This window comes from Stutzerimonas stutzeri (assembly GCF_002890895.1).
GTDB lineage: Bacteria > Pseudomonadota > Gammaproteobacteria > Pseudomonadales > Pseudomonadaceae > Stutzerimonas > Stutzerimonas stutzeri_AB.
In genome coordinates this window covers 81430-95315 of sequence record NZ_POUL01000006.1, presented here as the reverse complement: position 1 = coordinate 95315, position 13886 = coordinate 81430, and the positions used below count along the sequence as shown (strand labels likewise).

17 protein-coding genes are annotated in these 13886 nt (G+C 59.8%); 11 read left to right on the top strand and 6 right to left on the bottom strand.

What is annotated here, in order from left to right; genetic code table 11:
• Positions 1-58 precede the first annotated feature (58 nt).
• Genes lptB through CXK96_RS13010 form a run of 5 tightly spaced genes read right to left on the bottom strand, consistent with a single transcriptional unit; the run spans position 59 to position 3393 of the window.
• Positions 59-784 carry an LPS export ABC transporter ATP-binding protein gene (gene lptB / locus CXK96_RS13030; RefSeq protein ID WP_102836880.1) on the bottom strand — a complete coding sequence of 242 codons (726 nt, stop codon included), beginning with the start codon at positions 782-784 and terminating at the stop codon, positions 59-61.
• Positions 784-1329 (bottom strand): lipopolysaccharide transport periplasmic protein LptA, encoded by a 546-nt coding sequence (gene lptA, locus CXK96_RS13025; protein ID WP_102836879.1) that lies wholly within the window; start codon positions 1327-1329, stop codon positions 784-786. Before lptA ends, lptB begins: the two co-directional genes overlap by 1 nt.
• Positions 1316-1888, bottom strand: coding sequence for an LPS export ABC transporter periplasmic protein LptC (lptC, locus tag CXK96_RS13020; RefSeq protein ID WP_102836878.1), 573 nt, complete (start codon positions 1886-1888; stop codon positions 1316-1318). Before lptC ends, lptA begins: the two co-directional genes overlap by 14 nt.
• A gap of 8 nt (positions 1889-1896) precedes the next feature.
• A complete protein-coding gene (locus CXK96_RS13015) occupies positions 1897-2418 on the bottom strand; it encodes a KdsC family phosphatase (protein WP_102836877.1) in 522 nt (173 codons plus the stop codon).
• Positions 2419-3393: a KpsF/GutQ family sugar-phosphate isomerase gene (locus tag CXK96_RS13010; RefSeq protein ID WP_102836876.1), complete on the bottom strand. Its 975-nt coding sequence runs from the start codon at positions 3391-3393 to the stop codon at positions 2419-2421.
• 260 nt (positions 3394-3653) lie between these two features.
• Here CXK96_RS13010 and CXK96_RS13005 point away from each other — a divergent pair, with 260 nt between their 5' ends.
• From CXK96_RS13005 to hisC, 11 genes are all read left to right on the top strand, one after another.
• Entirely contained in the window at positions 3654-4469 is an 816-nt protein-coding gene (locus tag CXK96_RS13005; protein WP_102836875.1) for an ATP-binding cassette domain-containing protein, read from the top strand.
• Positions 4462-5259 carry a lipid asymmetry maintenance ABC transporter permease subunit MlaE gene (mlaE, locus tag CXK96_RS13000; RefSeq protein ID WP_102836874.1) on the top strand — a complete coding sequence of 266 codons (798 nt, stop codon included), beginning with the start codon at positions 4462-4464 and terminating at the stop codon, positions 5257-5259. The genes CXK96_RS13005 and mlaE overlap by 8 nt, the downstream gene beginning before the upstream one ends.
• Positions 5259-5717, top strand: a complete 459-nt coding sequence (gene mlaD, locus CXK96_RS12995; RefSeq protein WP_102836873.1) for an outer membrane lipid asymmetry maintenance protein MlaD — start codon at positions 5259-5261, stop codon at positions 5715-5717. Before mlaE ends, mlaD begins: the two co-directional genes overlap by 1 nt.
• A gap of 11 nt (positions 5718-5728) precedes the next feature.
• On the top strand, positions 5729-6379 hold the full coding sequence (locus CXK96_RS12990) for an MlaC/ttg2D family ABC transporter substrate-binding protein (RefSeq protein ID WP_102836872.1): 651 nt from the start codon (positions 5729-5731) through the stop codon (positions 6377-6379).
• Positions 6372-6698: an STAS domain-containing protein gene (locus tag CXK96_RS12985; RefSeq protein ID WP_102836871.1), complete on the top strand. Its 327-nt coding sequence runs from the start codon at positions 6372-6374 to the stop codon at positions 6696-6698. Before CXK96_RS12990 ends, CXK96_RS12985 begins: the two co-directional genes overlap by 8 nt.
• Positions 6698-7180 carry a phosphate-starvation-inducible protein PsiE gene (locus CXK96_RS12980; protein WP_102836870.1) on the top strand — a complete coding sequence of 161 codons (483 nt, stop codon included), beginning with the start codon at positions 6698-6700 and terminating at the stop codon, positions 7178-7180. Before CXK96_RS12985 ends, CXK96_RS12980 begins: the two co-directional genes overlap by 1 nt.
• Positions 7181-7280: 100 nt before the next feature.
• The gene (locus CXK96_RS12975; protein WP_073298764.1) at positions 7281-7520 is read left to right on the top strand and encodes a BolA family protein; all 240 of its coding nucleotides are present in this window, start codon (positions 7281-7283) and stop codon (positions 7518-7520) included.
• A gap of 102 nt (positions 7521-7622) precedes the next feature.
• Positions 7623-8888: a UDP-N-acetylglucosamine 1-carboxyvinyltransferase gene (gene murA / locus CXK96_RS12970; RefSeq protein ID WP_102836869.1), complete on the top strand. Its 1266-nt coding sequence runs from the start codon at positions 7623-7625 to the stop codon at positions 8886-8888.
• A 111-nt stretch (positions 8889-8999) separates the two neighbouring features.
• Positions 9000-9629 carry an ATP phosphoribosyltransferase gene (hisG, locus tag CXK96_RS12965; protein ID WP_102836868.1) on the top strand — a complete coding sequence of 210 codons (630 nt, stop codon included), beginning with the start codon at positions 9000-9002 and terminating at the stop codon, positions 9627-9629.
• Between the two features lie 131 nt (positions 9630-9760).
• Entirely contained in the window at positions 9761-11071 is a 1311-nt protein-coding gene (hisD, locus tag CXK96_RS12960) for a histidinol dehydrogenase (RefSeq protein ID WP_102836867.1), read from the top strand.
• A gap of 127 nt (positions 11072-11198) precedes the next feature.
• Positions 11199-12254, top strand: coding sequence for a histidinol-phosphate transaminase (hisC, locus tag CXK96_RS12955; protein ID WP_102836866.1), 1056 nt, complete (start codon positions 11199-11201; stop codon positions 12252-12254).
• 264 nt (positions 12255-12518) lie between these two features.
• On the opposite strand, the gene algW is transcribed toward hisC, so the two are convergent.
• Positions 12519-13676, bottom strand: a complete 1158-nt coding sequence (gene algW, locus CXK96_RS12950; protein WP_102836865.1) for a Do family serine endopeptidase AlgW — start codon at positions 13674-13676, stop codon at positions 12519-12521.
• Positions 13677-13886 lie beyond the last annotated feature (210 nt).

Genomic DNA, 13886 nt, shown 5'->3' with positions numbered 1-13886 from the left:
GCCTGGCAACGAAGCCTTTGCCTAGCCCTGTAGGTGCGTAGAGCAGAAAATACCGCTATCAAAGTCGGAATTCGTGTCCCAGATAGACTTCCTTCACCAGTTGGTTGGCGAGGATGGTCTCTGCATCGCCCTCGGCGATCAACTGGCCGTCATTCACGATATAGGCGGTTTCACAGATATCCAGAGTTTCGCGGACGTTGTGATCGGTGATTAGGACGCCGATGCCCTTGGCCTTGAGATGATGGATGATCTGCTTGATGTCGCCGACCGAAATAGGGTCAACGCCGGCAAAGGGTTCATCGAGCAGGATGAACTTGGGCGCCGTGGCCAGCGCGCGGGCAATTTCAACGCGGCGCCGTTCGCCACCCGATAGGCTCATGCCGAGACTGTCGCGGATGTGATGGATGTGAAATTCCTGCAGCAGACCTTCCAGCGCCTGTTGGCGGCCGTTGCGGTCAAGGTCCTTGCGCGTCTCCAGGATGGCCATGATGTTGTCGGAGACCGAAAGCTTGCGAAAGATCGATGCTTCCTGCGGTAGGTAACCAATGCCCGCGCGTGCACGGCCATGCATGGGGAGGTGCGTCACATCCTGGTCGTCGATCAGTACACGGCCCTGATCGGCTTTGACCAATCCCACGATCATGTAGAAGCAAGTGGTTTTGCCGGCGCCGTTAGGCCCCAGCAGTCCGACGATCTGTCCGCTTTCGATGGACAGGCTGACATCACGTACGACCTGACGGCTCTTGTAGCTCTTCGCCAAATGCTGGGCCTTGAGAATCGCCATTACTCGGGCTGCTCCGTTGCCTGCTCTTTCTTGCGAGGCTGGATGACCATGTCCACGCGTGGGCGGGGTGTGGTGACATCAGTATTGGTGGCGCGACCAGCATTGACGATCTGTCGCTGGGTGTCATAGACGATCTTCTCGCCTTCGAACGTATTGCCTTCCTGAACGACCTTGGCTTGGTCGATCAGGACGATGCGTTCGTTCGCGGCAAAATACTGAATCGTCAGGCCGTAAGCCTTGACGATCTCCTTGTCTGCAGCCGGCTTCTGTTCGTAGTAGGCAGGTTTGCCGATGGAGGTGAACACCTCGACATCGCCATTCTGGTTCTGAGTGATGGTCACGGTGTCGCCTGTGATCTTCATTGTTCCCTGGGTAATGACCACGTCGCCGCGGTACACGGCTACGCCTTGCCTGTCGTCCAGCTCAGCGGTATCGGCCTGAACACGGATAGGCTGGTTGCGATCCTCGGGAAGTGCGTGGGCGTTCGCGCCAAGTAGAAAAATGCCTAAACCGATCAGGAGGGGGAGGGTCTTAACGCAGCTCATGCTGGCCTCTTACGTTGGATAGCAGGAGCATCCTGCCTTCGTCTAGATACGCTTTCATGCCCGTAGCGGTCGTCACACCGTTTGCGGCGACGATTCTAACGGGTTGCCTGGTCTCGGCATAATCCTTCTCGGGAAGGACGGTCATCCGGCTGGTAGTGATGATGGTCGGGCGCCCCTTGGCATCGTTGCGTTCGACCTTGACGTTATCGATCAACTCAACTTCCTTGCCTTGCGGGCCGACCTCGCCGCGTTCACTGGTGACATGCCACGGCAGCTCGGAACCGCGAAATGAGCGCAGGTTCGGGCGGGTCAGTAAACTGACATCGCTGGCCTTGATATGCTCCACCTTTTCCGCAGTCAGCTCATAGTTACGCTTGCCGTCCGGCTGGTATTGGACTGTGCGTGAATTGGTGACGTAGAAGTCAATGGGCGACGCTATGCCCTGGGTTATCGGCGCCTCCTGCATAAAGCTCTCAGGGCGAACGTTCCAGTAGCCGATCGCGACCAGAAGCAGTGCGATCAGCAGCAGAATGGCGGGGAAGCGGAGCCTGCTTAGCATGGTTGCCTCTAGAGGTAAGCGGCCTGAGCCGCGTCGAGATTGCCCTGGGCGCGCATGATCAGTTCGCAGAACTCTCGTGCCGCGCCCTCGCCACCACGGGCGGCTGTCACGCCGTGGGCATGCTGGCGAACGAACGCATCGGCACTGGCGACCGCCATGCCCAGGCCTACCCGGCGCATTACCGGCAGGTCAGGCAGGTCATCGCCCAGGTAGGCGACTTCAGCGTAGTCGAGACCGAGTTCGCCGAGCAATTCGTCGAGCACCACCAGCTTGTCTTCACGTCCCTGATACAGGTGCTGAATGCCCAGGTTTTGCGCCCGGCGCTCAACCACAGGCGTCTTGCGGCCGCTGATGATCGCGGTGCGTACGCCGGAGTTGATAAGCATCTTGATGCCGTGGCCGTCCAGGGTATTGAATGTCTTGAATTCGCTGCCGTCGACAAGAAAGTACAGCTTGCCGTCGGTTAGCACGCCGTCCACATCAAATATGGCCAGGCGAATGTCGCGGGCACGTCGTAGCAGATCGTTCACTTACATCACCCCTGCGCGCAATAGATCGTGCATGTTCAGCGCACCGATTGGCCGGTCGTTTTCGTCAACCACCACCAGCGCGTTGATCTTGTTGTCTTCCATGATTTTCAATGCTTCGGCGGCAAGCATGTCGGCATGCGCTGTCTTGCCGTGAAGCGTCATGACCTGATCGATGCTTGCCTGGCGAACGTCGATGCCCTTGTCCAGCGTGCGGCGTAGGTCGCCATCAGTGAAGATCCCGGCCAGGCGGCCGTCTGCCTCCACAACCGCCGTCATGCCGAGGCCTTTTTGAGTCATTTCCAGCAAGGCCTCACGCAGCGATGTGCCGCGGCTGATCAGTGGTAGGCGATCACCAGCGTGCATAACGTGCTCAACTTTCAGCAGAAGGCGTCTGCCCAATGCGCCGCCGGGGTGTGAAAAAGCGAAGTCCTCGGCGGTGAAACCGCGTGCTTCCAATAGCGCGATCGCAAGCGCGTCACCCAGTACCAGGCTGACAGTGGTCGATGAAGTCGGTGCCAGGTTCAGCGGGCAGGCTTCAATGGCGACGCTCGCATCGATGTTGACCGCCGCCGCCTTGGCCAGCACCGACTCGGGATTGCCCGTCATGCTGATCAGGGTGATACCGAGGCGCTTGATCAGCGGCAGTAATGTCACGATTTCGCTGGTGGTCCCTGAATTGGACAGGGCCAGCACCACGTCGTCATGCGTGATCATGCCCATGTCACCATGGCTGGCCTCGGCCGGGTGGACGAAGAATGCCGTGGTGCCGGTGCTGGCGAGCGTGGCGGCGATCTTGTTGCCGACGTGCCCAGACTTACCCATGCCGACGACGACGACGCGGCCCTTGCACTGCAGGATGAGCTCGCAGGCTTTGACGAAATGTTCATCGATGCGTGTGCTGAGTTGCTCCACCGCCTCAATTTCCATGCGAATGGTGCGTTGGGCAGTTTCGATCAGCTGGCTGCTCTGGCTCATGTCTGTGTGATCGCCTGAATCAAAACGCGGGATTATAGCGGCAAACCTGGCACTGCCCACTGAAAAGCGTCGTGCTGATCGTCGCGCCTGTAACTGAACCCAGGCTGAACAAATGTGCGCTCACTCATGCATCGATACAGAGACCGGCTTGGGAGGCCCATAGCGCGGTGCTATAGTTCGCGCCGCAAAAAACGGCTCTGCGAAGTACCTCCGAAAGAGCGGAGGGCGTCTGATTCGCAGGCTGTATTCGAGGAGATCCAATGAGCGCCGCCAACGCTAACGCCGTCGAGCTGAAGGGTGTCACCTTCAAGCGCGGTGAGCGGAGCATTTTCAATAACGTCGACATAGTCATTCCCCGCGGCAAGGTGACGGCCATCATGGGCCCTTCCGGCTGCGGCAAGACTACGTTGCTGCGCCTGATTGCCGCCCAGCTAAAACCAACTTGCGGCGAGGTCTGGGTGGCGGGCACCAATTTGCCGACGCTGTCGCGCCGCGAGCTGTTCGACATGCGCAAGCAGATGGGTGTGCTGTTCCAGAGCGGCGCCTTGTTCACGGACCTGGATGTGTTCGAAAACGTCGCCTTTCCGCTGCGCGTTCACACCAAGCTGCCTGAAGAGATGATCCGGGACATCGTTCTGATGAAGCTTCAGGCGGTTGGCTTGCGCGGCGCGGTCGAGCTGATGCCCGAAGAGCTGTCGGGAGGGATGAAGCGGCGGGTAGCGTTGGCGCGCGCGATTGCGCTGGATCCACAGATTCTGATGTATGACGAGCCGTTCGCGGGGCAGGACCCAATCGCCATGGGCGTTCTGGTGCAGCTGATTCGATTGCTCACCGACGCGCTGGGGATCACCAGCATCGTTGTCTCCCACGACCTGGCCGAAACGGCGAGCATCGCTGACTACATCTATGTGGTGGGAGACGCCCAGGTACTGGGGCAGGGCACGCCAGCAGAACTTCACGAGTCGACCAATCCGCGGATTCGGCAGTTCATGAAAGGTGCCGCGGACGGTCCGGTGCCTTTCCACTTTCCGGCGCCGGCGTATGCCGATGATCTGTTGCGAGGCACCGATGCGTAAGCGTTCCTTGATCGAACGGATCCGTCTGGTTGGTGAGGGTGGAATGAATGTGGTCGCAGCGCTGGGGCGAGCGACGCTGTTTCTTTTTCACGCCTTGTTCGGTCCTAGTGGCCTGGATAATCGATTTTCGCTGTTGGTGCGGCAGCTCTATTCCATAGGTGTGCTCTCGCTTGCGATTGTTGTGGTCTCCGGTGTGTTCATCGGCATGGTGCTGGCCCTTCAGGGCTATAGCATTCTCAGCAGCTATGGCTCTGAGCAGGCCGTTGGGCAGATGGTGGCGCTTACGCTGTTGCGCGAATTGGGACCTGTGGTCACCGCGCTGTTGTTCGCCGGCCGCGCGGGATCCGCGTTGGCAGCCGAAATCGGCAACATGAAGTCCACCGAGCAGTTGTCCAGTCTGGAAATGATCGGTGTCGATCCGTTGAAGTACATCGTCGCACCGCGACTATGGGCCGGCTTCATATCCCTGCCATTGCTCACCCTGATTTTCAACGTGGTCGGCATCTGGGGCGGGGCTATGGTTGCGGTGGACTGGCTCGGAGTTTACGAAGGCTCGTTCTGGGCCAACATGCAGAACAGTGTTGTCTTTGCCACTGACGTGCTCAACGGCGTCCTCAAGAGCCTGGTATTCGCCGTTGTGGTGACCTGGATCGCGGTGTTTCAGGGCTATGACTGCGAGCCCACTTCCGAAGGCATCAGTCGCGCCACCACACGAACCGTCGTCTATGCCTCGCTGGCCGTGCTCGGCCTCGACTTTATTCTGACCGCCTTGATGTTTGGAGATTTTTGATGCGTATCCGCACCCTGGAAATAGGTGTTGGTCTGTTCCTGCTGGCGGGCGTTCTGGCCTTGCTGTTGCTGTCGCTGCGGGTCAGTGGCCTGAACGCCGACAGTACCGACACCTACAAGCTTTATGCCTATTTCGACAATATTGCCGGTCTGAGTGTCCGATCCAAGGTCACCATGGCTGGCGTGACCATCGGTAAGGTGACCGCCATCGATCTGGACCGCGAAAGCTATACGGGACGTGTCACGCTGGAGGTTCAGAAAGACGTCGATATCCTGCCGACTGACTCAACCGCTTCGATCCTGACGGCCGGGTTGCTCGGCGAGAAATACGTCGGCATCAGCGTCGGTGGTGAAGAAGAAACGCTTGGTGATGGCGATACGATCCGCGATACCCAGTCCTCTTTGGTGCTGGAAGAGCTGATCGGCAAGTTTCTACTCAATTCGGTCAATAAAGAGTGAGGTGCAACCCCATGATGACTGCCCTGCGTCGCGGTTTGCTGGTACTGCTGGCGGCCTTTCCACTGCTGGTCCAGGCGGCGCCTAGCGCCCATGAGGTGATCCAACGGACCACCGACGAACTGCTTGCCGATCTCAAGGCAAACAAGGAGCAGTATCGACAGGATCCTAGTGCGTTCTACGATTCGCTCAACGACATTCTCGGGCCGGTGGTGGATGCCGAAGGGATTTCACGGAGCATCATGACTGTGAAGTACTCGCGCAATGCCACTCCGGCGCAGATGACGCGCTTCCAGGAAAACTTCAAGCGCAGCCTGATGCAGTTCTATGGAAACGCGTTGCTGGAATACAACAATCAGCAGATCAAGGTCCTGCCCGCCAGTGGCAGGCAGGATCCCGAGCGCACCAGTGTCGGCATGGAGGTGACCGGTCGCCAGGGCGAGATCTATCCGGTCTCCTACACCATGGTCAATCATGGCGGGAATTGGATGGTTCGCAACGTGATCATCAACGGCATCAACATCGGCAAACTGTTCCGTGACCAATTTGCCGACGCCATGCAGAAAAACAACGGCGACCTGGACAAGACCATCGATGGCTGGTCCGAGGTGGTGGCGCGCGCCAAGGACACCGAGGCGGGCCAGCGGGCGGCGGGCGATGAGTGACGGACGGGTTGAGCGAGGCGCTGGCGGTGAGCTTCGCCTGGCCGGCGTGCTTGACTACCAGTCCGGCCCGGCTCTGCGACGGCAAGGCCAGGCACTGATTCGTCAGGCCAAGGGCACACGTATCTCGGTTGATTGCAGTGCGGTTGAGCGATCCAGCAGTGTCGGCTTGTCGTTGCTGCTGGCTTTCACGCGCGACGCGCAGAAACAGGGCGATGAGCTCGTCGTTACCGGGCTGCCTGGAGATATGCGGGAGCTCGCCCGGGTGTCCGGTTTGCTTGATGTCTTTTCGTTTGCGAGCGAAACAGAGGGAGCTGTCTGATGTTGCTGCGCTGGGCGGAATCGACGCGGGCCAAGGTGCATTCGGCCGCCGAGTCATTGGGTAATCTTCTGGTCGAGACCTTCCACTACCTGTCGCTGTTCGCGATTGGAGCTGTGACCGCCTGGGCTGGTCTAGTCGCGTTTCTGGGGATGGTGGAAAAGGGCAGCATCAGCGTTGATGACATTCTGCTGCTGTTCATCTATCTCGAACTCGGTGCGATGGTGGGTATTTATTTCAAGACCAACCACATGCCGGTGCGGTTCTTGATCTATGTGGCAATCACAGCATTGACCCGGCTGCTGATCTCTGATGTCTCGCACCATCACCGTCCGGACATGGGTGTCGTCTATATTTCCGGAGCAATCCTGCTACTGGCGGTGGCTATCCTGGTGGTGCGCTTCGCGTCATCCCGTTTTCCCGCTGTAACGCCAGCCAGCCGGCATCCGCAGCGGCGTGACGCCGATGCCGAAACGCTCGACTGATATGCGGCTTCGTCAGCCAGCGTGGCTGCGGGGTTCGCAGTCTCCGGGCTTTTTTGTATGATGGCCGGCCGTGCGCGTCCGGCGCCGATCGAGGTTGAACATGCAGGCCGTAGAAGTTAAGAATTTCCTGGAAGAAAAACTTTCAGGCGCTCAGGTGGAAGTCGAAGGCGAGGGCTGCAACTTCCAGTTGAATGTGATCAGCGACGAATTGGCAGGCCTGAGCCCGGTCAAGCGTCAGCAGCAGATTTATGCACATCTCAATCCGTGGATTGCGGATGGCAGCATCCACGCCGTTACGATGAAATTCTTCAGTCGTGCCGACTGGCTTGCGCGCAGCTGATTGTCGGTCACTACAGGCATCTCTCCGTCCGCGCGCGATTGCTGATATCGCGCACGGCTCTTCTTCGCCAGTGCTTCGAGCCTGCGGGTTACGGGAACATTCATGGATAAATTGATCATTACCGGCGGTGCCCGCCTCAATGGCGAGATTCGCATCTCCGGCGCGAAGAACTCGGCTCTCCCGATTTTGGCCGCTACCTTGCTGGCCGACACCCCGGTGACCGTCTGCAACTTGCCGCACCTGCACGACATCACCACCATGATCGAGCTGTTCGGTCGCATGGGCGTGCAACCGGTTATCGACGAAAAACTCAGCGTCGAAGTCGACGCCAGCAGCATCCAGACACTGGTCGCGCCGTACGAGCTGGTCAAGACCATGCGGGCTTCGATCCTCGTTCTGGGGCCAATGGTGGCTCGGTTCGGCGAAGCCGAAGTGGCCCTGCCTGGCGGTTGCGCCATTGGCTCGCGTCCTGTGGATCTGCACATTCGCGGTCTGGAGGCGATGGGCGCTCAGATCGACGTCGAGGGCGGCTACATCAAAGCCAAGGCGCCAGCCGGTGGCTTGCGTGGTGCCCACTTCTTCTTCGACATCGTCAGCGTCACCGGTACCGAGAACATCATGATGGCCGCGGCACTGGCCAACGGCCGTTCCGTGCTGGAGAACGCCGCGCGTGAGCCGGAGGTGGTCGACCTGGCCAACTTCCTCAACGCCATGGGTGCGCAGATCTCCGGCGCCGGCACCGATACCATCACCATCGACGGCGTGAAGCGTCTGGGGGGCGGCCGGTACAGCGTGATGCCCGACCGCATCGAGACCGGCACCTATCTAGTGGCTGCTGCCGCTACCGGCGGGCGGGTAAAGCTCAAGGACACCGATGCAACCTTGCTTGAGGCGGTGTTGCACAAGCTCGAGGAGGCCGGTGCCCACATCGATACTGGCAGCAACTGGATCGAGCTCGACATGAAGGGCAATCGGCCCAAAGCGGTAAATCTCCGCACAGCGCCGTACCCGGCTTTTCCGACCGACATGCAGGCGCAGTTCATTGCCATGAATGCGGTTGCTGAAGGCACTGGGACAGTTATCGAGACCGTGTTCGAAAACCGCTTCATGCACGTCTACGAAATGAATCGCATGGGCTCGCAGATTCTCGTCGAAGGCAATACCGCTATTGTGACCGGTGTACCCAAGCTTAAAGGTGCTCCGGTCATGGCGACCGACCTGCGCGCGTCAGCGAGCCTGGTCATCGCGGGCCTGGTGGCTGAGGGCGATACCTTGATCGACCGCATCTACCACATCGACCGCGGTTACGAGTGCATCGAGGAAAAGCTGCAATTGTTGGGCGCCAAGATTCGCCGCGTCCCGGGCTAGCTGCCGGAATAGGCCGCCGGCTCACTGCTGGCGGCCAGGGCCGAGACCTGCTGCGCCTGTTCGGGCCGCTGCCAAGGTCGCCATCAATAGGCTTCAAGGAATAAACCGTTAATGCTCACCATCGCCCTGTCCAAAGGCCGCATCCTCGACGATACCCTGCCGTTGCTTGCGGCCGCCGGTATCGTACCCACCGAGAACCCGGAAAAAAGCCGCAAGCTGATCATCCCGACGACGCAGGACGATGTGCGTCTGCTGATCGTGCGGGCCACCGATGTGCCGACCTATGTCGAGCACGGCGCAGCGGATCTCGGCGTCGCGGGCAAGGACGTGCTGATGGAATATGGCGGGCAGGGGCTATACGAGCCCCTCGACCTGCGGATCGCCAACTGCAAGCTGATGACGGCTGGAAAGGTCGGCGCCGCAGAGCCCAAGGGACGGCTGCGAGTCGCGACTAAATTCGTCAACGTTGCCAAGCGCTATTACGCCGAGCAAGGGCGGCAGGTCGACATCATCAAGCTTTACGGCTCGATGGAACTCGCGCCGCTGGTGGGATTGGCAGACAAGATCATTGACGTTGTCGACACCGGTAATACGCTGCGCGCCAATGGATTGGAGCCTCAGGAGCTGATCGCAATGATCAGCTCGCGCCTGGTGGTCAACAAGGCCTCGATGAAAATGCAGCATGCGCGCATCCAGGCCCTGATCGATGCGCTCCAGAGCGCCATTGCACACCACGATTGATTAAAGGCCGGACGGTTCACAGCCGGCCAGCCGATCCGCGTCATAGCCTAAATTTTCAGGTGCCCGCGCGGTCGGCTTGTTAGTCTAGGGCGCCTGACCATCGCTGTACTCATCCCTTCATGAGGCCCGTTATGACTGCTCCCATCGACATCCGCCGACTCAATGCTGCTGATCCCGATTTCGCGCGACATCTGGATCATCTGCTGAGCTGGGAAAGCGTGTCTGATGATGGCGTCAATCAGCGTGTGTTGGACATCATCAGGGCAGTACGCGAGCGTGGTGATGACGCGTTGGTGGAGCTGACCCAGCGCTTCGACGGCCTTGAAGTCGCCTCCATGGCTGACCTGATTCTGCCGCGCGAACGGCTTGAACTGGCGCTGACGCGGATCAGCCCGGCTCAGCGTCAGGCGTTGGAAGCCGCCGCTGAGCGTGTCCGCATTTACCATGAAAAGCAAAAACAGGACTCCTGGACCTACACCGAAGCTGACGGCACCGTGCTCGGTCAGAAGGTGACACCGCTCGATCGCGCGGGGCTTTACGTGCCGGGTGGCAAAGCATCGTATCCTTCATCAGTTTTGATGAACGCCATTCCGGCTAAGGTTGCCGGGGTGCCGGAAGTCGTGATGGTGGTCCCTACGCCTCGCGGTGAAATCAACGAACTGGTCTTGGCAGCGGCGTGCATTGCTGGCGTCGACCGGGTATTCACCATCGGTGGCGCTCAAGCCGTCGCGGCGCTGGCCTACGGGACCGAAAGCGTGCCGCCAGTCGACAAGATCGTCGGGCCAGGCAACATCTACGTCGCGACGGCCAAGCGTCACGTATTCGGCAAAGTCGGCATCGATATGATCGCTGGCCCTTCCGAGATTCTGGTGGTGTGCGACGGTCAGACCGATCCCGACTGGATCGCCATGGATCTGTTTTCCCAGGCCGAGCACGACGAGGATGCGCAGTCGATACTGGTCAGCCCGGATGCAGCCTTTCTTGATCGTGTCGCTGAAAGTATTTCCCGTTTGCTGCCCAGCCTTGAGCGTAGCGAGATCGCTCGCGCGTCGCTGCAAGGGCGTGGGGCATTGATTCAGGTTGCCGACATGCAGCAAGCGATCGATGTCGCTAATCGCATTGCGCCAGAGCACCTCGAGCTGTCGGTGGCTGATCCCGATGCGTGGCTGCCGCAGATTCGACACGCAGGGGCGATCTTCATGGGCCGCTACACGGCCGAGGCTTTGGGCGACTATTGCGCGGGTCCGAATCACGTCCTGCCCACGTCGGGGACTGCGCGCTTCTCGTCACCCTTGGGGGTGTACGATTTCCAGAAGCGCTCGTCGATCATCAATTGTTCGGCTGAAGGTGCGTCAGAATTGGGCAAGGTCGCCTCGGTGCTGGCGCGCGGCGAGTCGCTTACCGCTCACGCCCGCAGCGCCGAGTACCGAATCAAGGGCTAACTGAGCGTCGCAACCAAGCGGAGCGGTCGAGGCTTCGCTTGTTCTGTTTTGCCAGCCCCACCGGTAGGGAGCTGTTCTTCGCTTCCACTGGCGGCAAATCGATCATTTTCTGAGGAGAGAAGGGCGGATGAGCAAATTCTGGAGCCCCTTCGTCAAGGCGCTGGTTCCCTATGTGCCGGGTGAGCAGCCAAAGCTGACCAATCTGGTCAAGCTCAACACCAATGAGAACCCCTACGGCCCTTCGCCCAAGGCGCTTGCAGCGATGCAGGCCGAGCTGAATGACAACCTGCGGTTGTATCCCGATCCGAACGGCGAGCGCCTCAAGCGCGCTGTTGCTGATTACTACCACGTTCGCCCTGAGCAGGTTTTCGTCGGCAATGGCTCCGACGAGGTGCTCGCCCACGTTTTCCACGGGCTGTTCCAGCATGGCAAGCCGCTGCTGTTCCCCGATGTGACCTACAGCTTCTACCCGGTCTATTGCGGCCTGTATGGCATCGACTACGAGACCATCGCGCTGGACGACCGTTTTCAGATCGAGGTGGCCGATTACGCCCGGCCCAACGGGGGCATCATTTTCCCCAATCCCAACGCGCCGACGGGTTGCTTGCTGGCGCTTGAGGCGATTGAGCAGCTGCTGCAGGCAAACCCCGATTCGGTGGTTGTGGTCGACGAGGCCTACATCGACTTTGGCGGTGAGTCAGCAATCACGCTAGTGGACCGCTACCCGAACCTGCTGGTCACCCAGACGCTTTCCAAATCGCGCTCCCTGGCAGGGCTGCGAGTCGGTCTGGCGGTAGGGCATCCGGATCTGATCGAGGCGCTGGAGCGCATCAAGAACAGTTTCAACTCTTATCCGTTAGACCGTATTGCCATTGCCGGCGCAGCGGCAGCATTCGAAGATCGCGCCTATTTCGAGCAAACCTGTCAGCAGGTGATTGCGAGTCGTGAGGCCGTCACGGTAGCGATGCAGGCGTTGGGCTTTAAGGTACTGCCCTCGGCTGCGAACTTCATCTTCGCGCGCCATCCGCAGCACGATGCTGCTGCGCTGGCGGCCGGGCTGCGCGAGCACGGCGTCATCGTGCGGCATTTCAAGATGGGGCGAATCGACCAGTTTCTGCGGATCAGTGTCGGGGCGCCGGAGCAAAATCAGGCATTGCTCGATGCGCTAAAGCGCATCGGCTAACCCGTGCGCGCTGCGAGCCTCGTGTTGCTTGCAGCGCCTGCCTCTGGTCGGTGGCGATTGCAGCGCGGCTCGCTGTCTCCGAGCCTTGTGCTCGGTGCAGAACCGGGCAATAAGGTAATTGCAAGAGCGTATCGAGCATCTGCGGCGGCCTCTCTACCTTGTTGAGGCGGCGCTAAGGGTTTCGCTTTGTGGCAGCTCGAAGAAACCTACTTGATGAGCGTCGAGTGCGATCAGCGACAGTGACCGCTTTGGCCGAACAGGCGGTTACTGCGTAGTTTTCTCCACCAGTGGCCGCATGCCCACTTCGGCCGTCAGCGTCAGCGGCTTGCCGTTGCGCAGAATGTCGATATCGATCTTGTCTCCAGGCCGCACGCGGGCAACCTGGTTCATCGAGCTGCGACCGTCGCTGGCTTGGTGCCCATCGATGCTGAGGATAAGGTCGCCGGGCAACAGGCCGGCGCGTTCAGCAGGCCCATCCCGATACACGCCGGCCACCACGATCCCGGGCCGGCCGGCCTGACCAAATGATTCAGCCAGCTCCGGTGTGAGCGATTGCACCTCCACGCCGAGCCAGCCGCGAATGACCTGGCCGTGCTCGATGATGGACTTCATCACGTCCATGGCGAGCTTCACCGGGATGGCAAAGCCTATGCCTTGCGAGCCGCCGGACTCGGAAATGATCGCAGTGTTGATACCAATCAGTTGGCCTGCGGTGTCCACCAGAGCACCACCCGAGTTACCGCGGTTGATCGCCGCGTCCGTCTGGATGAAATCCTCGTAGGTATTGAGCCCAAGCTGGTTGCGTCCGGTCGCGCTGATGATGCCCATCGTTACGGTTTGCCCAACGCCGAACGGGTTACCGATTGCCAGCGTCACGTCCCCAATCCGGATGCCGTCTGAGTGACCAATGGTGATCGCAGGCAGCTTTGCCAGGTCGATCTTGAGCACAGCAAGATCAGTTTCGGGGTCGCTGCCGATCACTCGGGCAAGCGTCTCCCGGCCATCGCGCAGGGCCACGACGATCTGTTCGGCATTTGCCGTCACGTGATTGTTGGTGAGCAGGTAGCCCTCTGGACTCATGATCACCGCCGAGCCCAGGCTCGATTCCATGCGGCGTTGACGCGGCAGATTGTCCCCGTAGAAGCGCCGAAACAGCGGATCGTCCTTGAGCATCGGCGGCTGGCTGGCGCTATCGATCACCTTGGTGGTGTAGAGATTGGCCACTGCGGGCGCAGCGCTGCTAACCGCATTGGCGTAGGAGTAGGGGCCTTGCTGGGGAGTGCCGATCAGCGGTGCTTGCTGCAGGCTGTATTCCGGCTCGGCGCCAAGCCCGACCAGATGTGGGTAACGCTGAATGATCAGCAGGGCCACTAGCAGGCCTACCAGCAACGGCCAGCCAAAAAAACGCAGGGCATTGATCATCGCGATGGGAAGTCCGGACAGGTTGCGGAAGGCGAGAGCGCCTCTTAAGGTGGCGGCATTATACGAAGCTGGCCGTGAAATGCAGCCTTGCTGGCGGCAAAACTGCAACGCGACCTGTGGATTGCTTAATCCGCAACATATCTGCTGTTTGTCCCGTCTGCTATTCGCCGATGAACCCACTTCGATTCACTGATTCCGTAGGAGAACGAC